General features: G+C 67.7%; 28 protein-coding genes. 9 read left to right on the top strand and 19 right to left on the bottom strand.

The annotated features are described in order from the left end of the window. Positions 1–57: 57 nt before the first annotated feature. The 3 genes from AC5L3X_RS30805 to AC5L3X_RS30795 all read left to right on the top strand — a co-directional run bounded on the left by AC5L3X_RS30805 (position 58) and on the right by AC5L3X_RS30795 (position 3,777). Positions 58–1,410, top strand: a complete 1,353-nt coding sequence (locus tag AC5L3X_RS30805) for a rhamnulokinase (RefSeq protein WP_494861637.1) — start codon at positions 58–60, stop codon at positions 1,408–1,410. Continuing rightward, positions 1,407–2,411: a LacI family DNA-binding transcriptional regulator gene (locus AC5L3X_RS30800; protein WP_494861635.1), complete on the top strand. Its 1,005-nt coding sequence runs from the start codon at positions 1,407–1,409 to the stop codon at positions 2,409–2,411. Before AC5L3X_RS30805 ends, AC5L3X_RS30800 begins: the two co-directional genes overlap by 4 nt. 121 nt (positions 2,412–2,532) lie before the next feature. Further along, entirely contained in the window at positions 2,533–3,777 is a 1,245-nt protein-coding gene (locus AC5L3X_RS30795; RefSeq protein WP_494861633.1) for a tyrosine-type recombinase/integrase, read from the top strand. Between the two features lie 813 nt (positions 3,778–4,590). Here AC5L3X_RS30795 and AC5L3X_RS30790 read toward each other — a convergent pair. The 10 genes from AC5L3X_RS30790 to AC5L3X_RS30745 form a co-directional block, all read right to left on the bottom strand. Beyond that, positions 4,591–4,839, bottom strand: coding sequence for a winged helix-turn-helix domain-containing protein (locus tag AC5L3X_RS30790; protein ID WP_494861631.1), 249 nt, complete (start codon positions 4,837–4,839; stop codon positions 4,591–4,593). Between the two features lie 943 nt (positions 4,840–5,782). Beyond that, complete coding sequence (locus tag AC5L3X_RS30785) at positions 5,783–6,142, bottom strand: phage terminase small subunit (RefSeq protein ID WP_494861629.1); 360 nt, start codon at positions 6,140–6,142, stop codon at positions 5,783–5,785. A gap of 224 nt (positions 6,143–6,366) precedes the next feature. After that, positions 6,367–7,236: a phage capsid protein gene (locus tag AC5L3X_RS30780; protein ID WP_494861627.1), complete on the bottom strand. Its 870-nt coding sequence runs from the start codon at positions 7,234–7,236 to the stop codon at positions 6,367–6,369. 14 nt (positions 7,237–7,250) lie between these two features. Next, positions 7,251–7,667, bottom strand: coding sequence for a hypothetical protein (locus AC5L3X_RS30775; RefSeq protein ID WP_494861625.1), 417 nt, complete (start codon positions 7,665–7,667; stop codon positions 7,251–7,253). Continuing rightward, positions 7,654–7,803: a hypothetical protein gene (locus tag AC5L3X_RS30770; protein ID WP_494861623.1), complete on the bottom strand. Its 150-nt coding sequence runs from the start codon at positions 7,801–7,803 to the stop codon at positions 7,654–7,656. The genes AC5L3X_RS30775 and AC5L3X_RS30770 overlap by 14 nt, the downstream gene beginning before the upstream one ends. 103 nt (positions 7,804–7,906) lie before the next feature. Next, on the bottom strand, positions 7,907–8,233 hold the full coding sequence (locus tag AC5L3X_RS30765) for a hypothetical protein (RefSeq protein WP_494861622.1): 327 nt from the start codon (positions 8,231–8,233) through the stop codon (positions 7,907–7,909). A 1,755-nt stretch (positions 8,234–9,988) separates the two neighbouring features. Then, a complete protein-coding gene (locus AC5L3X_RS30760) occupies positions 9,989–10,198 on the bottom strand; it encodes a hypothetical protein (protein ID WP_494861621.1) in 210 nt (69 codons plus the stop codon). Between the two features lie 47 nt (positions 10,199–10,245). Next, complete coding sequence (locus tag AC5L3X_RS30755) at positions 10,246–10,392, bottom strand: hypothetical protein (RefSeq protein ID WP_494861620.1); 147 nt, start codon at positions 10,390–10,392, stop codon at positions 10,246–10,248. Between the two features lie 16 nt (positions 10,393–10,408). Then, positions 10,409–10,600 (bottom strand): helix-turn-helix domain-containing protein, encoded by a 192-nt coding sequence (locus AC5L3X_RS30750; protein WP_494861619.1) that lies wholly within the window; start codon positions 10,598–10,600, stop codon positions 10,409–10,411. 402 nt (positions 10,601–11,002) lie between these two features. Continuing rightward, entirely contained in the window at positions 11,003–12,022 is a 1,020-nt protein-coding gene (locus AC5L3X_RS30745; protein ID WP_494861617.1) for a hypothetical protein, read from the bottom strand. 366 nt (positions 12,023–12,388) lie between these two features. Here AC5L3X_RS30745 and AC5L3X_RS30740 point away from each other — a divergent pair, with 366 nt between their 5' ends. From AC5L3X_RS30740 to AC5L3X_RS30725, 4 genes are all read left to right on the top strand, one after another. After that, entirely contained in the window at positions 12,389–12,970 is a 582-nt protein-coding gene (locus tag AC5L3X_RS30740) for an energy-coupling factor transporter transmembrane component T family protein (RefSeq protein ID WP_494861616.1), read from the top strand. 64 nt (positions 12,971–13,034) lie between these two features. Then, the gene (locus AC5L3X_RS30735) at positions 13,035–13,712 is read left to right on the top strand and encodes a type 1 glutamine amidotransferase (protein WP_494861615.1); all 678 of its coding nucleotides are present in this window, start codon (positions 13,035–13,037) and stop codon (positions 13,710–13,712) included. An 87-nt stretch (positions 13,713–13,799) separates the two neighbouring features. After that, complete coding sequence (locus AC5L3X_RS30730) at positions 13,800–14,381, top strand: helix-turn-helix domain-containing protein (RefSeq protein ID WP_494861614.1); 582 nt, start codon at positions 13,800–13,802, stop codon at positions 14,379–14,381. Beyond that, positions 14,378–14,773, top strand: a complete 396-nt coding sequence (locus tag AC5L3X_RS30725) for a RidA family protein (protein WP_494861612.1) — start codon at positions 14,378–14,380, stop codon at positions 14,771–14,773. Before AC5L3X_RS30730 ends, AC5L3X_RS30725 begins: the two co-directional genes overlap by 4 nt. 34 nt (positions 14,774–14,807) lie before the next feature. Here AC5L3X_RS30725 and AC5L3X_RS30720 read toward each other — a convergent pair whose 3' ends face one another. The 4 genes from AC5L3X_RS30720 to AC5L3X_RS30705 all read right to left on the bottom strand — a co-directional run bounded on the left by AC5L3X_RS30720 (position 14,808) and on the right by AC5L3X_RS30705 (position 20,022). Beyond that, on the bottom strand, positions 14,808–15,548 hold the full coding sequence (locus tag AC5L3X_RS30720) for a sulfite exporter TauE/SafE family protein (RefSeq protein ID WP_494861610.1): 741 nt from the start codon (positions 15,546–15,548) through the stop codon (positions 14,808–14,810). A gap of 128 nt (positions 15,549–15,676) precedes the next feature. After that, positions 15,677–17,290: an AMP-binding protein gene (locus tag AC5L3X_RS30715; RefSeq protein ID WP_494861608.1), complete on the bottom strand. Its 1,614-nt coding sequence runs from the start codon at positions 17,288–17,290 to the stop codon at positions 15,677–15,679. 73 nt (positions 17,291–17,363) lie between these two features. Continuing rightward, positions 17,364–18,848, bottom strand: a complete 1,485-nt coding sequence (locus AC5L3X_RS30710; RefSeq protein ID WP_494861606.1) for an FAD-dependent oxidoreductase — start codon at positions 18,846–18,848, stop codon at positions 17,364–17,366. A 40-nt stretch (positions 18,849–18,888) separates the two neighbouring features. Then, positions 18,889–20,022, bottom strand: coding sequence for an alpha/beta hydrolase family protein (locus AC5L3X_RS30705; RefSeq protein WP_494861604.1), 1,134 nt, complete (start codon positions 20,020–20,022; stop codon positions 18,889–18,891). Positions 20,023–20,107: 85 nt separating this feature from the next. Here AC5L3X_RS30705 and AC5L3X_RS30700 point away from each other — a divergent pair, with 85 nt between their 5' ends. Beyond that, entirely contained in the window at positions 20,108–20,767 is a 660-nt protein-coding gene (locus AC5L3X_RS30700) for an endonuclease V (RefSeq protein WP_494861602.1), read from the top strand. Between the two features lie 71 nt (positions 20,768–20,838). Here the strand turns inward: AC5L3X_RS30700 and AC5L3X_RS30695 are convergent, their stop codons facing one another. The 4 genes from AC5L3X_RS30695 to AC5L3X_RS30680 form a co-directional block, all read right to left on the bottom strand. Further along, positions 20,839–21,210 carry a hypothetical protein gene (locus AC5L3X_RS30695; protein WP_494861600.1) on the bottom strand — a complete coding sequence of 124 codons (372 nt, stop codon included), beginning with the start codon at positions 21,208–21,210 and terminating at the stop codon, positions 20,839–20,841. A gap of 748 nt (positions 21,211–21,958) precedes the next feature. Beyond that, the gene (locus AC5L3X_RS30690) at positions 21,959–23,122 is read right to left on the bottom strand and encodes an AAA family ATPase (RefSeq protein ID WP_494861598.1); all 1,164 of its coding nucleotides are present in this window, start codon (positions 23,120–23,122) and stop codon (positions 21,959–21,961) included. A 162-nt stretch (positions 23,123–23,284) separates the two neighbouring features. Further along, the gene (locus tag AC5L3X_RS30685; protein WP_494861596.1) at positions 23,285–24,079 is read right to left on the bottom strand and encodes a Cof-type HAD-IIB family hydrolase; all 795 of its coding nucleotides are present in this window, start codon (positions 24,077–24,079) and stop codon (positions 23,285–23,287) included. Positions 24,080–24,173: 94 nt separating this feature from the next. Further along, complete coding sequence (locus AC5L3X_RS30680) at positions 24,174–24,650, bottom strand: DUF2283 domain-containing protein (RefSeq protein WP_494861594.1); 477 nt, start codon at positions 24,648–24,650, stop codon at positions 24,174–24,176. Between the two features lie 140 nt (positions 24,651–24,790). On the opposite strand from AC5L3X_RS30680, the gene pyrF reads away from it, so the two are divergent. Further along, positions 24,791–25,597, top strand: a complete 807-nt coding sequence (pyrF, locus tag AC5L3X_RS30675; RefSeq protein ID WP_225262986.1) for an orotidine-5'-phosphate decarboxylase — start codon at positions 24,791–24,793, stop codon at positions 25,595–25,597. 20 nt (positions 25,598–25,617) lie between these two features. Here the strand turns inward: pyrF and AC5L3X_RS30670 are convergent, their stop codons facing one another. Then, complete coding sequence (locus AC5L3X_RS30670; RefSeq protein ID WP_494861592.1) at positions 25,618–26,028, bottom strand: hypothetical protein; 411 nt, start codon at positions 26,026–26,028, stop codon at positions 25,618–25,620. Positions 26,029–26,052: the final 24 nt, after the last annotated feature.

The following is a 26,052-nucleotide window of genomic DNA, read 5'->3' as shown; positions in this document are numbered from 1 at the left end:
GTCAATGGCCTCACCGGACCCATGACAGAACTGTGATTGATACGTTTTAATCAAAGGATGCGTTTCACCTCGGTGGATCTGGGCGCCTCCAGCGGGCGCGTGATGACGGCCGACCTCGTCGGCGGGAAGGTCGAGCTGGCCGAGGCGCACCGCTTCGTCAACCGGCCCGTGCGGGTGTCGGGGACCCTGCACTGGGACATCCTGTCGCTCTACGGCGGTGTCCTCGACGGCCTGCGGCGGGCCGGCCCCGCCGAGTCGATCGGGATCGACGCGTGGGGCGTCGACTACGGCCTGCTCGACGGCGACGGGCGGCTGATCGGCAACCCGGTGCACTACCGCGACGACCGCACCGCCGCCGTCACGGAGCGGGTGGACCCGTACGAGGTGACGGGGTTGCAGTTCCTGCCCTTCAACACGGTCAACCAACTGCTCCGCGACCGGCTGGACCGGGCCGCGACGATGCTGCTGATCCCCGACCTGCTCGCCTACTGGCTGACGGGCGAGCTCGCCGCCGAGCGCACCAACGCCTCCACCACCGGTCTGTACGACGTGACGCGCCGCGACTGGGCCTGGGACCTCATCTCCCAGCTCAAGCTCCCCCGCCGGATATTTCCCGAGATCTCCGACACGTCGGTCGCCCCGCTCCGCGCGGACGTCGCCGCCGAGCTCGGCCACGCCACCCCGGTCACCCGGGTCGCCTCCCACGACACCGCCTCCGCCGTGGTCTCCGTGCCCGCCACGACCCCCGCCTTCGCCTACATCTCCTGCGGCACCTGGTCGCTCGTCGGCGTGGAGCTGCCCGCCCCCGTGCTCACCGAGGAGAGCCGCCTGGCCAACTTCACCAACGAGGCCGGCGTCGACGGCACCACCCGCTACCTGCGCAACGTCATGGGCCTGTGGATCCTGCAGGAGTGCCTGCGCGCCTGGGGCGAGCCCGGCCTGGACCTCGGCGAGTTGCTGGCCGAGGCCGAGCGGGCCGGGACCGACGCGGTCATCGACCCCGACGACCCGTCGTTCCTGGCGCCCGGTGACATGCCGGGCCGCATCGCCGCCTACTGCGCCCGCACCGGCCGGCGCCCGCCGGACGGCCGCGCCCAGGTCGTACGATGCATCCTGCAGAGCCTGGCCCTCGCCTACCAGCGGGCCATCACCGACGCCGTCCGCCTCAGCGGCCGGCCCGTCGAGGTGGTGCACCTGGTGGGCGGCGGCTCGCGCAACGGGCTGCTGTGCCGGCTCACCGCCGACGCGACCGGCCTGCCGGTGGTCGCCGGCCCGGTCGAGGCGGCCGCGCTGGGCAACGCGCTGGTCCAGGCACGGGCCCGTGGCCTGGTCGGCGATCTGGCCGAGATGCGGGATCTGGTACGACGAAGCGCGGGCGTGCGCGTCTACGAGCCACGGGGGCACCGATGAGGACAGTGAGCATCAAGGAAGTCGCGGCCAGGGCGGGAGTGTCGCCCGGCACGGTGTCCAACGTGCTCAACCGTCCCGAGAAGGTGGCCGGCGAGACCCGCGAGCGGGTCGAGGCGGCGATCAGAGACCTCGGCTTCGTCAGGCACGGCTCGGCCTCCACGTTGCGGGCCGGGCACAGCCGCACGATCGGCCTGTCCGTGATCGACATCGGCAACCCGTTCTTCACCGACGTCGCCGCCGGGGTCGAGGACCTGGCCAGTGAGCGCGGCTACGCGGTCATCCTCGGCAACTCCTCGGGCAGCCGGCTGAAGGAGGAGCGCAACCTGCTGGTCTTCGCCGAGCAGCGGGTGCGCGGGGTGCTGATCACCCCGTCCGACGAGGACCCGGGCCGGCTGGACCGGCTGCGCGAGCGCGGCATCTGCGTGGTGCTCGTCGACCACCCCGCCGACCGGTCCGGGCAGTGCGCGGTCGCGGTCAACGACGTGACCGGCGGCGCCCTGGCCGTCGGCCACCTGCTGAGCGGCGGGGCGGCTCGGCTCGGCTACGTCACCGGCCCCGCCTCCATCCGGCAGTGCCAGGACCGGCGGCGGGGCGCGCACCAGGCCATGACGGCGGCCGGTCACGACCCGCGCGAGCTCCGCGAGATCTCGATGCCCACGATGACGGCGAAGGCCGGGCAGGAGGCGGCCGAGAAGCTGCTCTCCGAGGGGGCGCTGCCCGACGCGCTCTTCTGCGCCAACGACCTGCTGGCTCTGGGCGTGCTGCGCGGCCTGCTGCACGCGGGGGTGCGGGTGCCCGGCGACGTGTCGCTGATCGGCTATGACGACATCGACTTCGCCTCGGCCTCGGCCGTGTCGCTCAGCTCGATCCGGCAGCCGACCTACCAGCTCGGCCGGGTGGCCACCGAGCTGCTGCTGGACGAGTGCGACAACCCGGAGACGCACGCGCACCAGCAGATCATGTTCCAGCCGGATCTCGTCGTCCGCGAATCCACGCGGTAGGTTGTCCCCCTAACCGGACGAAGGGGGAACAAGCAGCAGGGAAGGCAACTTCACCAGGTGTTATGTAATCGAAATGCAGCAATGATGCCGTACTTGATGCAATTCGCCGACGCTGGGATGCATGGCGACACGAGGTAGAGCTCGGAACGGTCAAGGCACGATCAGGTCCCGCAAGCTGGTCAACGGCACCACCGTCTACGACGCATGGACGCCGCCCCTAACGGACCCGCGCACCGGCGAGAAACGACGGCATGTGAAGCGCGGACACGGCAGTGAGAAAGCCGCTGCTAAGTGGATCGGCGAAACCGTCGCGAAGAACGAGGCGGGACATGCGATCATCGCCGCACGCGGCGGCCTCACGGTGAACGAGGTGGCCGCTCTGTGGGAGCAGGCCAGCCCGATCAAGGCCAGCACCACAGAGACGTACATGAGCACATACCGGTGGCTGGCCGCCGACGCGATCGGCGGACAAGCCGTATCTTCCATCCGCTCGACGCAGATCGACGCCCTGTTCTCGGTGCTACGCGCCAAGCACACGCCAGGCGTGCTGATCATGCTCTTGCGCGCTCTGGCGCACTTCTGGGACTACGCCGTCCGGGACGGCAAAGCGGTTGTCAACGTCGTCACTGAAAGCCCGTGGCGAGAGAAGCTGTACCGGGAAGAAGCCGCCCTCAAGGCCGAACGCCTCACGGAGCGGGAAGACAGCGAAGACGGGCTTATCCGGGTGTTCACGCCTGAGCAGATCCGAACCCTGATCGAGAACGAGCAGGATGCCAACTATCGGCACCTGTGGACGTTCATCGTCCTAACAGGGGCGCGCCGTGGGGAGGCGCTCGGCCTGCGCTGGACCGACGTGGACGGTGACCGTCAGATGATCTGGCTAAGGGAGAACACCGTGCAGGTTGGGGACAAGGTCATGACCGTTGACTCACCGAAAGGCAACCGGCGCCGACGCATCTACGTGTCGCAAGAGACGTTGGATCTGCTCGATCAACAACGCCAACACGTCGCTAAGCGCGCTGAGCGCCATGGAGATGCCTGGCAAGACCGCGACCTAGTGTTTCCCCGACTCAGGGCCGACAAGAGGGCTACAGAGCCTCCAGGGGCGCATCTGGTGCCCAAGACGGTCAGCAAGACGTTCTTGCGTCGCACGCGCCAGCTAGAACTACCTGAGATCAAGCTGCACGGGCTACGCCACACGTGCGCCAGCGCCATGTACGCCGAAGGGGTGGACATCAAGACAATCCAAGATCACCTAGGGCATCGTGTGGACGTGACCACGCTCGTCTACGTGCATACAGACACAGCGACCAAGCGTGACGCGGTGACGCGCGTCGTCGATTACCTAGGGCGCAAGAGTAACTAGCCAGCCAGGCATCCGCATGGAAGTACTCAAGTGGCCAGACCTTCGCGACCCTGACGAGTTCCCAGAGCTTCCGCGCGTCACCATCGGGGACGTTACCTATGCACTCGGCCCATCCGGTCGGGGCAAGCGGGGGACGCTCCCGATCATGCAAATGACCATCCCAAACCTTGACGAACTGGTGAGGCTGGGCACACGCCCCTAGGAAGTACGGCAGGCAGGCCCTCGGTTAGGCGGGGGCTTTTCTGCGTCGTCCACTATGAGCTACGTCGAGAAAAGCCCTATTTGTAAACACTCACCAAGCCATTCGCCACGACAAAAACAAGTTGAGTTCAAACTAGGCCAACAAGCGGTGCGGTTTCCAGAATATCTTCTTTTACCCACACAGCGTCGCCCTATCGTGTGAACAGATCCCCTATCCACACAACCCCGCGCTCGGGTTCCGCAAGCTGTCGCACGGTTCGGACATGCTTCGTATACCTGTTCGCCGGAGCGGGCGTGCTCCCGTGACGGCTCCCCCTGACGGAGGTATGCAAGATGAATAGTCGCTGGCATGCGGCGTTCGCGCTGTGCATCGCGGCCATCGTGGCTCTACTCGTAGCGCTCTTAGTGCTCATCGACACCAAGGCCGACCTGATGGCGGCGGGCGCTTGGGCGGGGCCAACGTTCGTCGCTGTGAGCGGTTTGGGGCTGACTGTCGTGGGACTGAATCGCAGGAAGCCCTAGACACGCAGAGTGACAGCCGCGGGGACATGCACGACGCTCTGACCTGTGGGCCAAGAGTGCCGGCCAGCGCGGAGCGTGACCAGAACGGGGCTAGCTCGTCTTGCCGTCGTCGAGCTGCGCGACGAACGTGCCCGAACCGGACCACGTCTCTACCAGGCCGTCAGCCTTCAAAGCTTTGAGCGCCTTCTGTGCCGTCGAGTTGGTGACGCCGTACGTCGTCATGATCGCGTGAATCCCTGGCACACGATCGCCCGGGGCCAACTCCCCTCGCTCGATCTGCCCTTTGATGTCCTCGTATATCTGCGGCCATAGCGGCTTACGACGGTCAAGATCGGCCATCCCGCCACCGTAGGCAGCTACAGCAACCATAGATACCGACGGCTAGCCGCATCTTCCCTAGCTAAGGGCAGCTAGCTGCCCTAGCATTACCCCATGCACCGGATGACCCCCCAAGAGCTGCCCTCGTGGGCAGACCTGTTAGCCCGGTGGGGGCTGTTCATCGACGAGTCGGGTTTCGGCCAGTGGCAAGCCCGGCTTATCGGGGCAATCCCCCCGGTCATCTACCAAACCGACCGATTGTCGGACCTGCGCGAGGCGATCGAGGAATACGAGAGGCACCGTTCGCAATGGCTGAGCACGCCTGGCATCCAAAGATCCATTGGGAGCGCGCACGCGCGTTCGCAGACACCGAATACGGATGGGTAGGGATAATCAAGGCATTCTCTCTGCGCAAGGCTGACGGCGGATGGCATCTGAGCTGCCGACTGCCGGACACAAAAGGGCTAATGTCGCAGTCCGAATACACTTCGGAAGCCATAGCGAAAGACCGCGCGGACAACCTACTCGCCTCCTTCTGGCGAGACTTCAGGAAGTCTCGCCCCGAAGGCGGCTAGAACGCCCCCAGAACGCAGAAAAGCCCCCGGAGCATCGCAAGGATGCCGGGGGCTTTCTCATTCGCTCTAACAGCGTCTACGGGCTTCCTGAGACTCCCTAGCGGTCTTTACCCAACTCCGGGTGCCCCGTAGCACGGGCGAGCCTGCGAGCGTACAACCACACCGCGCCCTTAATGGGCATCCCGTCAACGGCCACCAGGGACGCGATATCGCCCTCGATATCCCGGCAACTCCTCGCCGGATTCTCTGACGGCTTCCAACGCTCCAACTCGTATTCGAACTGCGTAGCGTCGGCCTTCACCATCTCCTCGGCATCCTTCAGGCATCTTCCCCAAAGGCCGGCAGATGCGCCAACCGGCTTCCGCGACCCCACACGAGCCCTACGGCGATCACTGCTCATCATCAATCTCCCAGCCAAGCATCTTCATGCCCTGCGGAGTAAGCCCCAGAGCGCCCGCAAGATGCCTGTACTCCTGCGCCTCCCAAGCCGATGCGTCGCCCTTCAGGATGGCGACGTAATGAACAATCATCGTCGCCACCGCAGGCACATTCGAATCGTCCCACTGGCTAGCTTGAGGGCTCGACCAGAGATCCGCCCAAACCTTCTGCTCGAAATCCGACCACTCCCGCACAGCGGGCAGATCAGGGGCAGGCAAATCACAGCCATCGGCAGGAAGCTTTACCTTGCTTCCCTCGGTACGCCACCGTGAACGGGGCGCGCTAGGGTCAGGCTTAGGGCCTCTAGACATTCGTCACTCCTCGTATATCAACCTCAGCCGGTGTTCCCCGGCGAGTTTCTGCGCCCCAGAAAGAAACGGACTACCAGCCCTCCACTGTTCTCGATGAGTTGGAACTGTGGGGGTACCCCCGGGGTACGACTTGTCGTAATCACGCTAGGTGACACACGCGCTGTCTGATACGAGAAAGGCCAGCCCCGCCACTAGGGGCAAGACTGGCCATTCGGGTAGCGCGCTTAGGCGGCTACGGTCACCTTGGCAGTAACGAGCGCGGCAGGACGCACGACCTTCGCGCCATAGACATGCAGTCCGCGAATAATCGAAGCGAAGTCCTCAGGGTCACGAATGGATTCGGTCTCCTGAATCTGGTTAGCGTACGTGGTCGCCATCGGGTGACCTGCGATCAGGTCAACGTCAGGCGTGCCGGGCGTGGTCTGCGGAATGTTCGTGGTCATCTGGACAGTGAAGCCAGCGAAACGCCCGATCTCCCCGTTTACGATCGGCTCATTAGAGCCGTACTGAGAGGCGTCAATGAACTTGCTGGACTTCAGCAGCATTGCCTTAAGTCGCGGGGTGACGACGAGGAAGCGACCTTCGGCCGGGATATCCTTGCCGTCAAGGGTCTGAACCACGTTATCAACAATGGCGTCATAGAGCGCGTCGCCCTGGTTACCCGTCGCAGGAATGCTGATAGCAACATTCTTAGCACCTGCATTAGCGATCATCTGGCTAGCGACGAAGCGGTCAGCGGTTTCGAGCATCTTGCGACCGGCCGTAGCCGTAGCAGTGGACGCCAGGTCCCCGGCGGCCTGCACCTTCAAAACGTCCTGCACGCGGAAGCTGTAGTAGTCGCCCTGACTGATAGGCAGCTCAGCGTCAGTCGTCGCAAGATTCCCCGTGGTGATCGGGCCGCCCGTGTACGGGGCGACCGTGGGGTCAGTCAGGGTGTTGATGTGGCACTTAGAGCCCCGCCGGACATCGCCCTCATAATCCCTGTTGGTCGCGAGGCGCGACGACACAACCGCATTCTTGCGGAGCGACGTGAGTAGAAGCGCCGACCAGTATTCAGGGATGAAGCTATCGGCGGGGGTAGTAACGACGGACAAGGGTTTCTCCTCTGTTAGACGAGCTTATCTAGGCGGCCACTGTTAACTAGGGCCTCGATCTGTGCAACGCTCATGCCCTTGAATGAGACGGGCGTATAGGGGTCCTTAGCGCGTTCCTCGCTGTTTCGTACCCCGGCGTTCTTGAGTACTTCCTGAGAGAAAGCGGATTCAGACTTGGCAGGTGCGACGCTGGAAACGAACGCTGAAACAGCGTCGGCGTTGACGCTGCCATCCTCTGCGAGGAAAGCTGCCGTATTCACAAAGTCGAGTGACGCTGATACGTCCACACCCTTACGCGCGGCTTCCAGTTCGATCCTGGCGCGAGCAATCGAGGCGTTCGCCTCTCGCATGGCCTCCGCCCTAGCTTCAGCCTTAGCGGCCTCTACAGGGTCGGGATCATTGTTCTCTGCGGGGGCATCACTTGGGGTCATAGATAACCCCCGTGATTACGCCGTTCTCGTCGGCGTCGATGACTTCTAGATTGGCGACCAGGTGGTCAATGCTGCCCTCGTAGTACAGCGCGGCAAGCTCGCCGGGGGTCAGGTGTGCAATGTCGTCATGCGTCACGGTTGCTCCTAATGCAGAAACAAGAAAACCCCCGCCGTAGCGGGGGCCTCTCGCGGGGAACCTACTTGGAATCAGTGCCTCACTAGTAGTTTCTGCTACACGACTAGGCGGCTTGCACGTAATCAGAAGCAACAGCGTTCTTCACGGTAGCGACGAACGCAAGAACCTCGACCGGATACACGGACCCGTGAATGCGGATCATTGGTTTTACGTCGCCCCGTTCGGGTTCAGGCGTCACCCACCATTCCGGGTTCGCCTGAAACCAATCATGGTTCTGGTCAACGGCTCTAGGAATGTGCGGCGCGGTGAACCCGTCGTCAGGTCCTAAGTGCCCGCCTAGGCCGGTGTCCGTGTGCTTGACCGCAACGTCGGGAAGGTCGCTTTCCAAGCCGTTGATTGTCGCTGCGCTGTCGCCCGTGAACGCGTTCACCGGGCACCAACTAGCACACCGTTTCTCTCCCCCGCACTTAGGACACCACGGGTCCTGATTCCGCTTCTGCGGCTTCCTGACAGGCAGTCGGGGGCTCCTCGCCAGCACAGCGCTTACGCGCGTCTCTGCGTCGCTCTCAGCGATTCCGCGAGCGACCATGGCGGCTACGCCGAAGCACAGGGCCGAACAGTACCCGCCTTCACCCCAGCGGCAATCACGATTCCGCTGGCAACGCTGACACCGTCTGTACGGGCGGCCACGATTCCGGTCTCTCTCTAACTTTGCCTCGCGTGCGCAGGCACCGGGGCAATAGTCCGGCGTACGGCCGGGCTTGACTCTGGCGGTGAACGGCTCGCCGCAATGCTTGCACGTGCGGCGCTCTGTCTTGAATGGCTGCCCTCCGGGCACGTCAGTTGGTTCCTTTCGTTGACGCATCCGGTGATACCGGAATGCGTTCTCGTTCAACGGCGTCTATGAAGCGCCCAAAGCGCCCCTAACGGGCGCACGTTGACTCCGGCATCCGAACTATCGCCGGAGTCTCCAAAGCGCCTTTAAAGCGCTCCTAGAGCTGCCGGAATCACCGGCAGTCGTCTAGGTCAACGGTGGTTCGAGTAGAGGCGCGGCAGCGCCATCTATCGACGACTGTCGTCGTCTCTTCATCGGCCGTCGATAGGGCAGCCTCGCTGCCTAGAGTTCGACGGCAAGCCGTCTCTCTTATCGTCGGGAGCTTCTGAGCGGTTCTCGAAGCCTGTCACTTCGTGACCATGACTGCCCCGGTGTTCCGGGGCTCGTTAGCTAGTACTTCATCTAAACTGCCCCCTTTGGGGGCTTGTTAGCTATCTAGCTACTTAGCTAGCCCCCTTTCAGGAGGGGGCTTACTTAGCTTCCTACTAGCTGCCCCTTCCGGGGGCATGTTAGTTTCCTTTAGCTAGTGGCAGCTTCGCTGCCCTTGCTTGTTACCTTCCTTTCAAGGCTCCGATGGACTAGCAGGCATGGCCATGCCTGCGTGCTTCTTAATTAGAAAGAACCTTCAGATCGTTGCAGGTCAGAGACTCGTGGGGTGACACCTGAGCGACACTTTCGCCCGGGGAAAGGACACCACGTGTCATCGTCCTAAAGTGTGGTTGAGGTTCTTTGCTGCCCGTAGGCGGAAGCCGACCGCTTTGCACCTTCCGCCAGCTCGTCGGCGGTAGCGCGAGGGTCAAACCAGCCCTCCGCAGACCAAGAAAGGTTGTTCCCGTGCACAGGGCACGGCACAGGGCTCACACGAACATTCGAATCCACCAACGGCCACGCGAGAGCAACGCAGTCAACCCGCGACTCGGGCGAGATCAGCCCGGCGTCCGCCAGGCCGGTAACCCACCGCCGCACAGTCCGCTGACTAGGTGCCTGAAACTCCCCCGTGGCCTTATCAGGCCGTGCCAGAAGCTTCCTGAGTTCGCCCGGCGCAAACTGGGCGTGCCCGCCCTGAGTAGCCCGCCCAAGGGCGAGCAGCCAAAGCCGGAACTGCGGCTCCATCTCATGCCCGCTGATCGCCGCGTCAGCGCACGCCTGCCTCTTAAGCTGCCACCAAATCGGCGCAGTAGCGCCCTTCGCCTTAGCCATTCCTTCCATCCTTCCCAGATGCGACGCAGCCCCCGGCGAAGGGGGCTGCGTGACAGTATGTGATCGGTTTCAAAAGTCGAGCGAAGCTCTGACCAGGGGTGACCAAGTGCCGGCCAGCGCGGAGTGTGACGAGCAGCCCGCCGACGCGGGCTAGAACGCCTGCCAGAAAGCGGCGTAAGTCCGAATGTCGTCCTCGTCGTTCTCCCACTCGCGACCATCCGACACCGCACGCGCGGGTACAAGCTGGATAGCCTCGACCACGCGGGTTCCGTGCGTGCCTACAGGCCATGAGGCTTCATAGAGGCGACCGTCGCAGTACTCGACGTAGTTCACGTTCACGCCGTCGTCGCCCTCGTGCACGGGGACGTATGCGCCTATCTCTCCAGGGTGCGCAGGACCGTAAAGGCTCATGCGCGGTCCTGAGCTTCCCGCTGACGCTTCATCACGCGGGCCGTCGCAAGAACGGCCTGCCATCGGTCAGGGTCCGGCTTGTGGTCCTTACGGGCTTGCTCGCGGATTGCCGCGATCACGGCGTCAGGCAGCTTGAAAGCCATTGGAGTATCCCTTTCCTCAGGAAGCCAGCAGGGTCATGTCAGGGCCGCCCCTGAACGCTTCCAGCCACGCGTCTACCTCGCTTTGCCGGAAACGGTACGAGCGGCCAACCCGCGTATGCGGGATCTGCCACGCGTTGTCGTAGAGCCATGACTTCGGCACGTCTAGATAGACGGCCAGGGCGTCGATAGTCATCAGCGGCTTAATCACAGTGTCATCCGTCTTTCGTGTCGATGATGTCTTTTGGCTTGCCGCCCTCTCACAGGGCAGCGTGTACACGTTCTCTGTTCAGTTAGGAAGTTGCACGCAGGGCATGAACCTTCCCGTTGGGGCGTGTTCTTTGCTGCGAGATGAACTCTTGCATGCGATACCGATGAGAACCCGGGTTGTTACTCCGGAGAAGCCCCACTAGTCCAGAAGTAGCCCCGGCAGACCGGACCAACGCCAGTCCTGTACAGCACCCAAGGGCGTGTACACGCAGTCGGGTAAGCACCCTTACCACCTAGGCTCTCCAGGCATCCCCTACGGTTTCCTTGTCCCGGACTAGGCGGGGATGTGCCCATGGGTGCCTTTCCGTGTCACACGGGGCGATACAGGGCCACGGGGGACGGTCTACGCCGTAGCGGGCAGGGCTCCACTCAGGAAGCGTCGGGCCATGGCTGCGCCCGCTACAGCCGCTCTCTCGACGGCCGAAGGGCCACTAGGCGCATGTGCGCCTCGGCAGTAGGCACAGAGCCCTTCACGACGGCCAGGACGCCCGCACTCCGGGCACTCGACCAGCGACGAGCGGGCAGGGACCGTAGCCGCCGACACCGGCACCTCAGGGAGCTTCCTACGCAGCCTGTCAGCCACGAGAGCCGCAGGAGCGTGTATCTGCCCCGGCAGGCCAGCACAGACCGCCTCGACGATCTGAGCGTCGCTGGCACCCCTCGAACGCCAGTCAGCGACCAGCGGGCGCAGCTTGCGCATCTCGGCAGGGCCGAACGTCAGCCTGCCGTCACGCTGCCGCAGGCGGCCGAACAGGGGTAGCACCTCGGCCAGCAGGTCACCCCCGACGCTAGGGGGGTCCTGGTCGTCGTCGCTGCGCTCGTCGTCGTCGCCCTGGCGCTCCTCGGCGATCACATCGCCGCTGATGTGGGGGGTTGTCTCGTCGCAGACTTCCCCACCCTCCCGCCCTTCGGCCGCGAGCGCAGTCACCTCAGTCAGGTTCTCCCCGCGCGCCATGCGCCCCCTAAGGGTGGGGGTTTCTTTTGCCAGGTTCTTTCCCCGAAGGGGCGTTCCCGCAATGCCGGGCGTCGGCTCAGCGCCGGTCGGTACGTCGGCAGCCGGCACACGGATCTGAGGGGTGTCGTAAACCGCCGTCTCCGTGATCAGCCTGCCCCACCGGTTCCGGTGGGTCTTGCGCACGTAGTAGCCCGCTGCGATCAGCTCACGGAGCGCGTTTTCGATCCCGCGACGGCCTACGAACGGGCTGTTGTCAGCGAGCGTCTTAACGTCTTCCTTCGCGCCGTCAGGCAGCGACAGGAGGTAGGCCAGAACGCCACGAGCGATGAACGACAGGGACCTGTCTTGCAGGATCGCGTTCGTGACGACCGTGAAGCGTGACGAGTGCTTGGTAACATGGACGCGCATCGGGAGCTGATACCTCCTGGTGAAGGCCCCGGAGCCGGTGTTGGTAGCACCGACCGGGGCCGCTTTGCTGTTGTGAGACAGGACCATACCCGGTTCCCGCAATGCGTGTGATCGCGTGTACACGCCCTTGACGTGCGGAAACACAGGCAGCGTGATACAGATTTTGATGCAGATCACTCCTGAAAAGGCCGGAGTAGACTGGAAACATATGGCGCTGAAACGCCCGACACTAGGCCCGTCTACCCTGGTCAGGGCAGCTCTCCGACCAGCCCGGAACACTCCTCACAAACTGGTGCCCTAACCGGACATACGGGGTTGATCATGTCAACTGGGATTCGTCATGTTCTCGGAATCGTCGCCGGCTTAGTGCTTCCTCCGCTGATCGCCGCGGGTCTGATGTACGGGGTGACCGAGGTCTCCGCCGGCTACCAGCGGTTCGCCACCTCCTGGACCGGGCTCGGCCTGCTCGTGGTCGCGGGCGTGCTGCTCGCCCTGCTGACCGGCTCACGGCTGTCGCCGGTCTCCTCGCTCATCGGGGGGCTCATGTTCACCGGGTTCGGGGTCCTGCCGGTCCTGGAGCTGCGCGGCCTGTTCGCGCTGCCCCAGGCATGGATCGGCGGGCAGTTCCGGTCCGGCTACCTGACCCTCGGCTACACCGGGATCTTCCTCTTCCTCGGCATCGCGTTGCTCGTGGTCTCGGTCCTGCCGTCGCGCTGGCGATCCGCCCGGCCGCCGGTGGTGACGCCCGGCCACTACTCTCCGGGCCACGATCACGGCCAGCCGTACCAGGGCCAGCATTACCAGGACCCGTCCTATCAGGACCAGGGACAGTCGTACCGCGACCAGGGCTCGGCGCATCGGGATCCGGGCCCGCCGTACCACGCTCCGGGATCGTCGTACCGTCAGCCGCCGCCGGAGGACGCCACGCGGCCGATGCATCGCGATTGACAGGTGCCCGCGCCTGGCAGAATGCCGGGCATGCGTGACACCAAGATCGGCGATGGGAAGCACGGTGCGTGACGTCCTGATCGTGCAGAACAGCCGCAGCGGCGGCCCCGGCCGGTTCGGCCGCTGGCTGGAGGAGGCGGGGCTACGGCTGGACGTGCGCCATGCCTACGACGGCGACCCCGTGCCCGCGAAGCTCCGGCACGGCGCGATGGTCATGCTGGGCGGCGGCTTCCTGCCCAGCGAGGACGATCGGGCGCCGTGGCTGGCGCCGGCCAGGGCTCTGGTCGCCCAGGCGCTGGCCGAGGACGTGCCGCTGTTCGGCATCTGCCTGGGCGGCCAGATGATCGCCGAGGTCGCGGGCGGCCAGGTGACGGGCAACGCGGGCGCCCCGGAGAACGGCAGCGTCCCGATCACGATCCGGCCCGAAGCCGCCGGTGACGAGCTGTTCCGCGACCTGCCCCCGGTGGTGCCCGCCATCGAGCACCACGTCGACGCGATCACCGGGCTGCCGCCCGGCGCGGTCTGGCTGGCCGAGACGGCCGCCTGCCCCTACCAGGCGTTCCGGCTGGGCGAGCTGGCCTGGGGCGTGCAGTTCCACCCCGAGGTGGTGCCCGAACGCATCCGCCAGTGGGAGGTCGCCGGGTTCGACCCCGACGAGGTCCACGCGGGAGCGGTGGCCGACGAGCCGATCTCCACACCGATCTGGCACGAGGTCACCACCCGCTTCGCCAAGCTGATCTGACCCGGATCGGCGCAACGGGGCAGAGCCCGCACCGGTTGAGGCATCGGCTGGACGTTTTGGCGGAATATTTCCCCTATAGTGGAAGATGTGGATGTTGAAGGGCTCGGCGCTCGGTTGCACGCGCAGCGCCTCCGGCACGGGCTCAGCCTCAACGAGCTGGCGAGCCGCAGCGAGGTCAGCCGCAGCATGATCTCCGACATCGAGCGCGGGACGAAGCTGCCCACCGTGCTGGTCCTGGCTCGGCTCGCCACCGCGCTCGGCGTCACCGTGTCCCGGCTGCTCGGCGAGGAACAGCCCGAACGGGTCATCATGCTGCGCGCGGCGGAGCAGCCGGCCATTCTCGACGCCGCCGGCTGGCAGCGGCGCATTCTATCGCCGAACCTGCCCGGCGTCGAGTTCGAGTTCATCCGCACCACCGTGCCGCCGGGCGTGGTGATCGGCGCGTTCGCGGCGCACGCTCCCGGCTCCCGTGAGTACGTCGCGGTCGAGGCGGGGCGGCTCACCGTGACACTCGACGGCGTGTCCCACACCCTCGACACCGGCGACGCCCTCTACTACGCCGGTGACTGCACGCACGCCTTCGCCAATCCCGGCGACGTCGAATGCGTCTACTACACCGCGATGCAGGTAACCATCAACGATCATCACGCAGTCCTGGAGGATCTGTGACCGCTCTGGACATCCGCCCGATCGACCCGGCGTTCCTGCCGCAGGCGCCCGGCGACTACACGCACGGCACCATGGTCACCGGGGCGCGCCGCATGGTGTTCGTCAGCGGTCAGGTGCCCTGGGCGGAGAACGGGAAGGTCCCCGAAGGCTTCGACACCCAGTGCCGGATCGTCTGGCGCAACGTGCTCGCGGTGCTGGCCGAGGCCGGGATGGGCGTGCGCAATCTCGCCAAGGTGACCATCTACCTGTCCGACCGCCGATACCGGGAGGCCAACTCGCACATCCGTACGGAGATCCTCGGCGGCCACACTCCGGCGCTGACCGTCATCATCACCGACATCTACACCGAGGAGTGGCTGCTGGAGATCGAGGCGATCGCCGTCGACGGATAGACCGGCGGGACGCGGGGCGCCTCGCCGAAGGAGTTCAGCCCGTGTACGAGTCGTAGCCGAGTTTGGCTGCGACAGCGAGGCCACAAGCAGCGGCCAGATAACGCAGGCTCTGGCCGGGCAGCCGACGGGCGATCTTCGGGCCGAGCCAGCCGCCCACCAGGAACCCGGCGGCCAGCGGCAGCGCCGCGCCCCAGTCGACCGGCCCGAACAGCGCGAACCCGAACGCCGCCACCGCGTTCGCCAGTCCGGACAGCACGTTCTTCAGCGCGTTGGACTTGGCCGGGGACTGGTCGAACATGGCACTCAGCACGGCGAACATCAGGATGCCGCCCGCCGCGCCGAAGTAACCGACGTAGATCGCCACGGCGAACAGCGCGATCCGCATGATCACCCCATGCTCACCGTGGAGACGGCCCGACGGGGGGCGGACCAGGAGCAGGGAAGCCGCCGCGATCAGCCACGGCGCGATCAGCTCGAACGTCCGCGACGGCGTCACCAGCAGCAGGAACGCCCCCGTCGCCCCGCCCAGGGCGGTGACCCGGCCGAGCCTGATCACCCGGCCGCCCTGCCCGGTGAGCTCCGGCCGGGAACCGAAGGCCGCGCCGAGGCCGGTGAACACCAGCGCCACCGTGTTGGTGACGTTGGCGGTCAGCGGCGGCAGCCCGAAGGCCAGCAGCGCCGGGTAGGACACGATCGACGCGAGGCTGACCACCGTGCTGACCACCCCGGCCGTCACACCCACCCCGAGCAGGCCCAAGACCTCTCCGACGATCACCTGGACATGCTAGGCCGTGTCCGATCGCCCACACGGCAGGGCCTTGACGGCCGGGCGTCGCGATCCGGCCCGTCGCGATCCGGCCCGTCATGATCCGGCCCGTCATGATCCGGCCCGTCGCGATCCGGCTACGCGTTGCGCACGTCCGCCGCCGAGTGCAGCCCGAGCAGGTCGACGGCGCGTTCGCGCATCTCCACCTTGCGGATCTTGCCGGTGACCGTCATCGGGAACGCGTCCACGACGTGCACGTACCGGGGGATCTTGTAGTGGGCCAGCCGCCCCGCGCAGAACTCCCTGACCGCCTCGGCGGTCAACGGCGCGGCGCTCTCGCGCAGGACGACCCAGGCCATCAGCTCCTCGCCGTACTTCTCGTCGGGCACCCCGATCACCTGCACGTCGGCGATGTCGGGGTGGCGGTAGAGAAACTCCTCGATCTCGCGCGGGTAGACGTTCTCGCCGCCACGGATCACCATGTCCTTGATCCGGCCGACCACGTTGACGTAGCCGTCGTCGTCCATGGTGGCCAGGTCGCCGGTGTGCATCCAGCGGGCGGCGTCGATGGCTTCGGCGGTCTTGTCCGGCTCGTCCCAGTAGCCGAGCATGACCGAGTAGCCGCGGGTGCACAGCTCGCCCGGTTCGCCGCGCGGCACGGTCAGGCCGGTCTCCGGGTGCACGATCTTCACCTCGACGTGCGGCATCACGCGGCCCACCGTCTCGGTGCGGCGGGCCAGATCGTCGTCGGATCTGGTCATCGTGGACACCGGGGATGTCTCGGTCATGCCGTAGCAGATGGCGACCTCACGCATGTTCAACTCGCCGACGACGCGTTTCATCACCTCGACCGGGCAGGGCGAGCCGGCCATGATGCCGGTCCGCAGCGAGCTCAGGTCGAACCCCCGCGCCAGCGCCAGCTCGGCGATGAACATCGTCGGCACGCCGTACAGGGAGGTGCATCTCTCCTCCTGTACGGCCCGCAGCGTCGCCTCAGGTTCGAAGCTCGGCGCGGGGATGACCACGCAGGCTCCGTGGGACGTGACGCCCAGATTGCCCATGACCATGCCGAAGCAGTGATAGAACGGCACCGGCAGGCAGACCCGATCATTCTCGGTGTAGTGGACGAGCTCGCCGACGAAGTAACCGTTGTTGAGGATGTTGTGGTGCGACAGCGTCGCGCCCTTCGGGAAGCCGGTGGTGCCGGAGGTGTACTGGATGTTGATCGGGTCGTCGAAGGTCAGGCCGGCCATCCGGTCCCGCAGCGCCGCCGGGGGCGCCTGCTCGGCCAGCAGCGTGTCCCAGGTCGGGTCGTCCAGGTAGACGGTCGCGGCGAAGCCGATCTCGTCGGCCATCGCCCGATAGTCGCTGGTCTTGTGCGTCTGGGCGCTGATCAGCAGCCGCATGCCCGACTGCTTGACCACGTACTCCAGCTCGTGGCTCCGGTAGGCCGGATTGACGTTGACCAGGATGGCGCCGATCTTGGCGGTGGCGTACTGGACGAGGATCCACTCGGCGCGGTTCGGGGCCCAGATGCCCACCCGATCGCCCTTGGCGATGCCTCTGGCCAGCAGGGCGCGGGCGAGCCGGTCGACGTCGTCGTTGAGCCGGGCGTAGGTCCACCGCCGCCCGGTGGGCACGTCGACGAGGGCCTCCCGGCCGGGGAAACGGGACACGGTCCGCTCGAAATTCTCGCCGATGGTCTCGCCCAGGAGCGGGGTCTGCGCGGTGGCACTGGAGTACGAGAGCATGCCCACAGTCTCGGCCCGCTCCCGCCGTGCACGCCAGCCCTTCACCCGTGCCGGGCCGTGGGGATCAGGCCGTTCACCGGCGCCTCGCCACACGGGCGAGGCCCGCGGTCACCCCCATCGCGAGCACGGCGGCACCGGCCGCGGCCACCAGGCGGCGCCGGCGGGCGACGCGGCGTTCGATCTCGGCGTACGGCGTGGTGCTGAACGACACCAGTTCGTACTGGGAGACGTACCTGCCGGGCAGCAGCCGTTCGAGCGCGTGTTCGGCCCGTTTGCCCGCCAGGAACAGCCGGGAGCCCACCTTGTCGCGCATCTCCACGAAGTTGTCCAGCGCCAGCCTGGCGATGACGTCGGTGTCGGCCTTACGCCGTTCGAACAGCTCCAGCGCCCGGGGGAAGTCGTCGCCGGTCTCGTCGAGGCACCGGTCGAGCTCGACGCAGTCCTGGAAGCCGCAGTTGGCGCCCTGCCCGTAGAACGGCACGATCGCGTGGGCGGCGTCGCCGACCAGACCGACCGTCATGGCGGGAGTGGTGACGTGCCAGGGCGAGCAGCGCACGGTGACCAGGTGGCCGACGGGGTTGGCCTGGTAGGCGGGCACGAGGTCCGGCATCAGGTCGCACGCGTCGGCGTAGTGCTCGGCGAAGTGCGCGCTGATGCGGCGGGGGTCGTCCAGCGCGGCGAGCCGGTCGTGCGGCCAGAACAGGGTGCAGGTGAACGAGCGGTCGGGGTTCGGCAGCGCGATCATCATGGACCGGCCGCGCGGCCAGATGTGCAGCGCCCCCGGTTCCATCGCGAACGCGCCGTCACGCGCCGGGATGCTCAGCTCCTTGTAGCCGTAGTCGAGGTACTCCTGGCTGAAGTCCGTGCCCGGCAGCGCCTGCAGCGAGCCGCGCACCGCGCTGCGCGCACCGTCGGCGCCGATCACCACCCGCGCCCGGACGGTCGTCGCGCCCGAGTCGAACTCCAGGTCGCCGGTACGCGGGTCCAGGCCGGTCAGCCGGTGCCCGAAGCGCACCTCGACCCCGGACAGGGCGGTGGCGGCGTCGAGCAGCCTCCTGTTGAGGTCGGCGCGGCCGATCGAGTGGATCGCGTGGCCGCGGTCGGCGCTGTAGGGCTGGAACGTCAGGGTGCCGTCGGGCGCGTGCATCATCCGGCCGGGCATGGCGATCGCCTCGCCGAGCACCTCGCGGTCGAGGCCGAGGCGGCGCAGCGCGTCGATGCCGCGGGCGGAGACAGCCAGGTTGATCGACCGGCCCCGGTCCGCTCCCCGCTCGCGCGGGTCGTCACGGCGTTCGTACAGGATGACGCGGTGCCCCCGACGGGCCAGGAAGCAGGCGAGCAGGCAGCCGACCAGGCCCGCGCCGACGATCGTGACCTCCATCACCTCTTCGTACGGCGAAGCGGCGACGATGTCCAGCCATGCCCGGGGCTCGCCGTACCAACGCCAGGTGCTGAGACGGGGGCGGCCGGGCAGGTCGGCGCGGCCGGTCGCCCACAGGACCTCCGGCGGCGTCGTGCGGATCATGGCGACCAGCAGCGCGCCGCTCGCCTCCAGCACCTGCAGCGGTGTGTCCGGCCGGTGCGTGCGGGTGCGGGCGTCAGTGGAGTGTTTCGGTGATGGCGAGGGCGGTGGTGCGCCAGATGGGGGCTCGGGGGTCGATCACGGCGAAGTGGTCGCCGGACATTTCCAGGTACGTCACGTCATCTCCGGCCTCGCGGGCGGCCCGGGCGTACCGGCGGCCGAAGTCGACGAGGTCGAGTTCGTCGCCGGAGCCCTGGACGACCAGCTGGCGCACCTTGAGCGGCAGCCGGAGCAGCGGGCTGGCGGAGCCGTACAGCCGCGACCCGGCGTCGGCGCGCGTGCCGAGGGCGGCGGCGACGGCGCCCGAGCCGAGCCAGCGCCGGTCCGCCTCGACCAGGTCGAGGATCCCCGCGAGTGACACGGCCAGCGAGACCCGTGCCCCGTCGGCGGCGGCCCGCAGGGCGAGCTGGGCCCCGGCCGAGTGGCCCACCACGGCGACGCGGTCGAGGTCGACGGGCGCGTCCACGCCGGCCAGCGCGTCCAGGCCGGCGGCCACGTCGTCGGTGGCCGCCTGCCATCCGTGCGGGTCGGGGCGGCGGTATTCGAGGTTCCAGACGGCGAAGCCGCGGCCGACGAGGTCGAGCGCGAGCGCGTCCATCAGGTCGGCGGCCCACACCGCGCGCCAGTTGCCGCCGTGCACCAGCACCGCGACCGGCGCCCCCGCCGAGGCCGCCATCCCCGCCGAATCCCCCGCCGAAACCGCCGCCGGCGGACCTGCCGGGAGCGTCGGCAGGTACAGGTCGGCCCACTGGTCACGGTGATCGCCGTACGGGACGCGGCGTCGGGGGTGGCTCAGCCGGTGCACCGCGTGGCGGATGGCCCAGGTGAGGCCCTCGACCCCCCGTCCGTGCAGGTGGGCGGCGCCCTCCCCCACCTCGGTGTCGTCCGCCCGGGCCAGGTCCAGCCAGACGACCGGCCCGGCCGCCCGGGCCATCAGCTCCCGCGCCTGGGGCGTGGGTCCCGGGACGGCGACGACGGCGGTGCCGGAGTCTCCGGCGCGTGCCGTACAGGAGAGGACCTCGGCGGCGTCCCGCGCGTGCACGATCGTGCCCCGCACGCCGAGAGCGGCGAACTCGCGCTCGGCGGCCTCGCCGAGCAGGGCGGGATCGGCGACCAGGCCCGGTCCGACGACCACCACGGCATCCCTCATGAATCACGACACTACAGAACATGTCGCCGATAGGCCTTTATTCGACCTTGGTATGCGGTTTCAGAAGATCACGTAGGTTGGCCAGGTGCGTGTAAATCAACTTCACCCCTGGCCGACGAGTGTCGCGGAGGCGGAGGCCGTCCAGGACCGCCTCCGCGTTCACGTCGAACGATCCGGACCCACCGCCTTCGCCTTGGTGGCGGGCCTCGACGTGCACTACCACGGTGACGACGAGCTGACCGCCGCCGTGGTGGTGCTCGACTCCGGCACGCTGTCGGTGGTGGAACAGGTGACGGTGCACGGCAGGACGACCTTCCCGTACGTTCCCGGGCTGTTCGCCTTCCGTGAGTTGCCCGCGCTGGTCGAGGCCCTCGAACGCCTCACGGTCACGCCCGACCTGCTGGTCTGCGACGGGTACGGCCTGGCGCACCCGCGCGGGTTCGGCCTGGCCTGCCACCTCGGCGTGCTCACCGGCCTGCCCTCGCTCGGCGTCGCCAAGACCCCTTTCGTCGGCACCCACACCACCCCGGGCCGGGAGCGCGGCTCGTGGACCCCGATCCTGCTGGGCGACTCCACGGTCGGCCGCGCGCTGCGCACGCAACGGGCCATCAAGCCGGTGTACGTCTCACCGGGCCACCGCATCGACCTCGACACGGTCACGGACCAGGTGCTGCGCCTCGCCCCCCGCTTCCGCCTCCCGGACCCGATCCGCAAGGCCGACCACCTCGCCCGCCACGGCACCTGACCGCCACGGCACCCGTCCGCACCGGCACCCGTCCGCACCGGCGTCCGTCACGGCACCGCCCGGACGGCCGCTCAGCGGCGCCAGGACCAGACGACCAGCCACACGCTGAGCCCGAAGAGCGTCATCCCGAGCGGCACGTGCAGGGACACCTGGCCCGTGCCGCCCAGCATGGACTGAACGGCCCCGAGCAGCAGCGCCGCCAGGCTGACCAGCGCCGGCCAGCCCGCCCCGCGCCCCGGCCGCCACAGCAGCACGGCCCCGATGAGCTGCGCCAGCCCCAGCACGTGCACCGCCGTGGCGCCCGATCCGTGCGCGGAACCGGTGGCGCCGCTCATCAACTGCCCGGCCGTCACCGCCTGGACGAGCACCGAGAGCATGCTCAGCGCGGCGACGATCCTGAACGCGGTCAGGTATCCGCTCCTCTGGGCGACCTGGGTGACCACTGGACTCTCCTTAGATTCGTGAGCTCCCCATGATCGGGCCCAGGCCAGCTCGGGGCATCCGCCGTCCGTAGTCATTCGCCCTACTCCGACGGTCGTACGCCGGCCGAGGCCGTTCAGACGCCTGAGCGCGCAAGAAGGGTGGGGCACTCACCGCTCAAGAGCCGCCTCGCAGGAGTCGCTCGACGTCCCGGCAGAACTTGTCGAAGGAGGGCGCGAGCTTGCGCGCCTCGGTCAGGTCGAACGTGCCGGCCATGCCGCCTGGTCCACGGTCGGCTTGTAGGGCGTGCCGTCGGTCTTGCGGGCGGAGAGCCACTCCTTCGCTCCACGTATCCCTTCCGGGTTCACGGGCGGATCCAGTGGATCGGCAAGTCCTCTGCACCCTGCCAGCGAGGACGCCGCGGCCAAGAACCAGGCCTCGAACTCCCGATGTGCCAGCACCACCGAGGTCTCCCGGTCACCACGTGCCAGCCTCGCCCGCTCCAAAAGCGCGGGCCCGAGGGAGGCGGGGCAATCGTCATCGGAGTCGATCAACAGCAGGATCCCGCCCGGGCGCCCAGTTGATAGGAGGCTTGCAGGACGGCATCCTCGATCCCGCCCGGAGCGATCAGTTTGCTTCGGGGGACTCGACGTGGCGGAGGGGTCCGCATGTTCCAGACCGACATACCCGCGGCGATCCTGCGCAGCAGCACGGGTAGTGCGGTCACTTCCCCGTCACCCTCCACGATGGAGACGATCGTCACCGGTCCGGTCATTCGCCCACCTCCGGCTGGAGCTGACCGCCGCGCATCAACTCGCCGAGCGTCGTGCGCTTGTCCTCGACGAGCCGGCGACTCACCGCGTCGATCTCCCCGATTCCGGTGATCCCGCCGGTCATCTTCACCACGCGTACGAAAGACGGATCGAAGTCGTCACGGTCGAGCAGGTCCGCACTCTGTGTGGTCACGATGACCTGTACGCGCTCGCTCGCCTCAGTCAGGGCGTCGAACAACGCTCCCGCGGCGGCAGGGTGGAGCGAGGTCTCCGGCTCTTCGATCACCACCAGTGGTGCCTGCTCGTCCAACACGGAGGGCTGGAACAAGGCGGCGAGCACACCCGCCGCGTGTAGCGTCCCCTCGGAGATGGCCTCAGGTCCAAAGGGACGCGCCCCTCCACGGGTTCGCAACTCCACCGTCGAATATCTGCCGATGACCCGCTCGTCCATACCGAGCACGTCCGGGACGATGGCTCCGAGATAGTCGTCGAGGCGCGCCTTGAACACCGGATGCCTGACTGCGAGCTCACCGAGCACGGGTCCAAGGTGTTCTCCTGAGAAGCCCAGTCTCCCGGTCCGCTGGTCCTGCTGGAAACGGCGCATCTCATCGGTGTCCAGGTGGTGGAACTGCATGCCACGCAGACCGTGGTAGACCTCGCTGAACTCGTCTCGGGTCGCGGCGAGTGGCAGGTACAGGCGGTCAGGCTCGATCCTGCCATCTGGGGTGACCTTCCCGGCCCGCACGTCGAACCGGATCTCCGGCCGTATCTCCCCGTTGGGATCAGGCCTGATGAGGCAGTGCTCCTCCTCGACCACCAACGAGCGATGCTTCGTGGAGGTGCGGCCCAGCGTGAAGCCGTACTCGACCCCCGTGTGCCCGGCAGGGGTCTCAACGGTGAACTCCAGATGGAGGCTGAATCGAGGGGCGGCCTCAGGCACCCGGCGGATCACCTCGTCCAGGCCACCGCGTTTGGCCACGGCGTCAGCGGGCGTCGTCTCCAGCGCGTCCACCACGAAACACAGTGCATCGACGAAATTGCTCTTGCCCGCTCCGTTCGGCCCCAACAGGACCAGCAACGGCGTGCAGTCGACCTCGCAGAAGGCGATGCTCTTGTAGTCGGTCACCCGGACCCGCCATAGGAACGGCACCGCCTGCGCCATCACACTCCTCGCGCTGTCGTCACTTCGATGTGCCGAGCACCGCTGCCCCGACAGCGGCACGCTAACAGATGCCCTTGCTGAGCCAGGCGAAGAACGAGGCGCGAGAGCTCAGCTCAGTGGTGGTGCCGGGCGCGAGGTGGAAGGCGTGGCGGCTGACCGCGGTCAGGTGTAGAGGCGTTCCAGGATGACGGCGACGCCGTGCTCGTCGTTCGACAGCGTGCGGCGCTCGACGGCCGCGAGGACCAGGTGATGGGCGTTGGCCATGGCGTAGCCGGCTCCGGCGAACGCCAGGACCGCGAGATCGTTGGGCATGTCGCCGAACGCCGTCACCTCGGCCGGCTCGACGCCGCGCGCCGCGCAGATCGTGGCGAGCGTGCCCGCCTTCGTCACGCCCGGCGCGCTGATCTCCAGCAGGCCGCGCCCGCCCGAGTGGGTGACCTCCGCCTGGCCCTCGACGGCGGCCACGGCCGCGGTGAACATCTCGTCGACCGCGTGCGCCGCCGACCAGGCCAGCAGTTTGACGACGGGTTGCCCCGCGTCGCGGATGGCGGGCACCTCGCGGTAGTGCGCCAGGTCGTGGGCGTGTCGCGTGACGTAGCCCGGCTCGCCCAGCACGCCATGGCCCGTCTCGGCCGCGAACGCCACTCCGGGCAGCGCCTCCGCCAGCGTGTCGGCGATGCGCGCCGCGGTGCCGGGGTCGAGGTCGTGGCGGGTGACGATCTCGCGGGCGCCCGCGTCGTACACGATCGCGCCGTTGCTGCAGATCGCGGTGCCGCCGACCCCGGCCGTCTCGGCGATCGGGTCGACATCCCTCGGAGGTCTGGCCGTGACGAACACGATCTCCGCGCCGGCCTCGCGGGCCAGGTGGAGCGCGCGGCGGGTGCGCGGGGAGACGGAGCCGGTGGAGTCGAGGAGGGTGCCGTCCAGGTCTGTGGCCACGATACGGGGAGGAAGCACTCCTCGATTATCGAGGCTCGACCGCTTCGCCGCCGAGGCCGGTCGCGGTCCTACCGTCCCCGATCGCCCCCGGTCGCCCCCGGTCGCCGTCCGGTCAGACACGCAGCTCGGACGGCAGCAGGATCGTGGCGTTCAGCAGCTCGACGCCGAGCAGCTCACCCGAGTCGCCGTAGTCGAGGACGATGTCGTCCACCGTCTCGTGGCGTACGGCCTCGCCCGGCACCAGCTCGCTCTTCAACGCGATGTAGGCGACGTCGACGTGCTTGTCCCAGCTGACGTGGACCGTCTGCGCCCGCCGGCCGCCGGGCTCCTCGTCCCAGCGCAGCAGCCCTTCCTTGAACTCGGGCGAGCCGGCGAGCGCCGCCCGCACCATCACCAGCACGAGCTCCAGCGCCTGCAGGGCGTCGACTCCGGTGACCTTGCGTTCGTGCTCCCAGCCGGCCAGGCCGTCGATGCGGTAGGGGCACGACCACTCCCCCGTCGGCTCCTCGACGGGCAGCCCGACGGCGACGATCACCTCACCCGGCGGCTCGGTGGCGAGCGTCAGCGTGCGGCGGGCGATCTCGTACATGAAGGGTCATCTACCCCGGCCGCGTGACCCGCAAGACTGCCCGGATGAGTACCGTGGGTTCCATACCGCCACGGTCGAAACCCTTCCAGCAGGTGGCCGGCCCGGATTACTCTGCGTACGTCCATGAGGGGGGCACAGTGATGTATGAGCCGTTCGGGACCAGGCTGCGAGCCAGGCTCGACAAGTACGGACCACTCTGCGTGGGCATCGACCCGAGCCCGGAGTTGCTGGAGGCGTGGGGCCTCGACGACTCGCCCGCCGGGCTGGAGCGCTTCTGCCGCACGGTGGTCGACGCCGTGGGCGACGTCGCGGCGGTGGTCAAGCCGCAGTCGGCGTTCTTCGAGCGTTGGGGCAGCCGTGGCATCGCGGTGCTCGAGGAGATCATCGCCGACCTGCGCGACGCGGGCACGCTGGTGCTCCTCGACGCCAAGCGGGGCGACATCGACAGCACGATGGCCGCCTACGCCGAGGCCTATCTCGACCACGGCAGCCCGCTCGCGGTCGACGCGGTGACGCTCAGCCCCTATCTGGGCTTCGGCTCGCTGGAGGGCGCGATCACCTCGGCGATCGCCAACGACGCCGGCGTCTTCGTGCTGGCCCGCACCTCCAACCCCGAGGCGGCCACGCTGCAGTCGAAGGTCGCCGGTCAGATCTTCGACGGCGTCGCGGCGGCCAACGCGGGCCGCGCGCCGCTCGGCCCGGTCGGCGTGGTCGTCGGCGCCACGCTGCCGTCCCTCGACCACTCGCTCGACCACCTCAACGGGCCGATCCTGGCTCCGGGGCTCGGCGCGCAGGGCGCCTCTCCCGCCGACCTGGCCCGCCTGTTCGGTCGGGTACGGCACGCGGTCGTGCCGTCGGTGTCGCGTGCCGTGCTGGCCGACCCGGAGAAGATCAGAGACCTGACGCTGCGCTACCGCGACGACTGCGCCCACCACCTGTCCGTCTGACGTCCGCCTGCTCGGGCGGCTCAGCTCGTCGGTTCGGTGTCCGGCCGCACCTCCGGCCGGCCGGCGGCGGGATCCCCGCCCCCACCCGGTTCCTCCGCTTCTGCCGGTTCCGGCCGCTCGTTCTCATCGGCGGGCTCCTCGTCACCCGGCTGAGATGGGCCGGAATCCTCGGCCGGGCCGGACCCCTCAGGCTGGCCGGACCCCTCAGACTGGCCCGGCTCCTCGGGCGGACTGGACCCCTCGGGCTGGCCCGGCTGGCCCGGCTGGCCCGGCTGGTCGGGACGGCCGGGCTCGTCGCGGGCCTCGGGTGGGTCGGCGGGGATGGGGCGGGCGGCCCTCGGCGTGTCGGCACCGGAACGCTCGGCGACCACGTCGCTCTCGCCGCCGAGGCCGTTCGGGGCGTCGGGCAGGTCCTGGGGGTTCTCGCTCATGGAACCCCATCTGCCCCGATCGCA

Source organism: Nonomuraea sp. CX421, assembly GCF_059358955.1.
The sequence above is the reverse complement of the archived record's forward strand: the minus strand, read 5'-3'. Positions and strand labels throughout refer to the sequence as shown.

Excerpts from the sequence above, each read along its gene's own strand:
- pyrF (WP_225262986.1), top strand. The coding sequence starts at position 24,791 with ATGTATGAGCCGTTCGGGACCAGGCTGCGAGCCAGGCTCGACAAGTAC.
- AC5L3X_RS30690 (WP_494861598.1), bottom strand. The coding sequence starts at position 23,122 with ATGGCGCAGGCGGTGCCGTTCCTATGGCGGGTCCGGGTGACCGACTAC.
- AC5L3X_RS30790 (WP_494861631.1), bottom strand. The coding sequence starts at position 4,839 with ATGGCCGATCTTGACCGTCGTAAGCCGCTATGGCCGCAGATATACGAG.
- AC5L3X_RS30680 (WP_494861594.1), bottom strand. The coding sequence starts at position 24,650 with ATGTACGAGATCGCCCGCCGCACGCTGACGCTCGCCACCGAGCCGCCG.
- AC5L3X_RS30785 (WP_494861629.1), bottom strand. The coding sequence starts at position 6,142 with ATGTCTAGAGGCCCTAAGCCTGACCCTAGCGCGCCCCGTTCACGGTGG.
- AC5L3X_RS30745 (WP_494861617.1), bottom strand. The coding sequence starts at position 12,022 with ATGCGCGTCCATGTTACCAAGCACTCGTCACGCTTCACGGTCGTCACG.
- AC5L3X_RS30715 (WP_494861608.1), bottom strand. The coding sequence starts at position 17,290 with ATGCTCTCGTACTCCAGTGCCACCGCGCAGACCCCGCTCCTGGGCGAG.
- AC5L3X_RS30795 (WP_494861633.1), top strand. The coding sequence starts at position 2,533 with ATGGCGACACGAGGTAGAGCTCGGAACGGTCAAGGCACGATCAGGTCC.
- AC5L3X_RS30705 (WP_494861604.1), bottom strand. The coding sequence starts at position 20,022 with ATGAGGGATGCCGTGGTGGTCGTCGGACCGGGCCTGGTCGCCGATCCC.
- AC5L3X_RS30805 (WP_494861637.1), top strand. The coding sequence starts at position 58 with ATGCGTTTCACCTCGGTGGATCTGGGCGCCTCCAGCGGGCGCGTGATG.
- AC5L3X_RS30775 (WP_494861625.1), bottom strand. The coding sequence starts at position 7,667 with ATGACCCCAAGTGATGCCCCCGCAGAGAACAATGATCCCGACCCTGTA.
- AC5L3X_RS30670 (WP_494861592.1), bottom strand. The coding sequence starts at position 26,028 with ATGAGCGAGAACCCCCAGGACCTGCCCGACGCCCCGAACGGCCTCGGC.
- AC5L3X_RS30755 (WP_494861620.1), bottom strand. The coding sequence starts at position 10,392 with ATGGCTTTCAAGCTGCCTGACGCCGTGATCGCGGCAATCCGCGAGCAA.
- AC5L3X_RS30800 (WP_494861635.1), top strand. The coding sequence starts at position 1,407 with ATGAGGACAGTGAGCATCAAGGAAGTCGCGGCCAGGGCGGGAGTGTCG.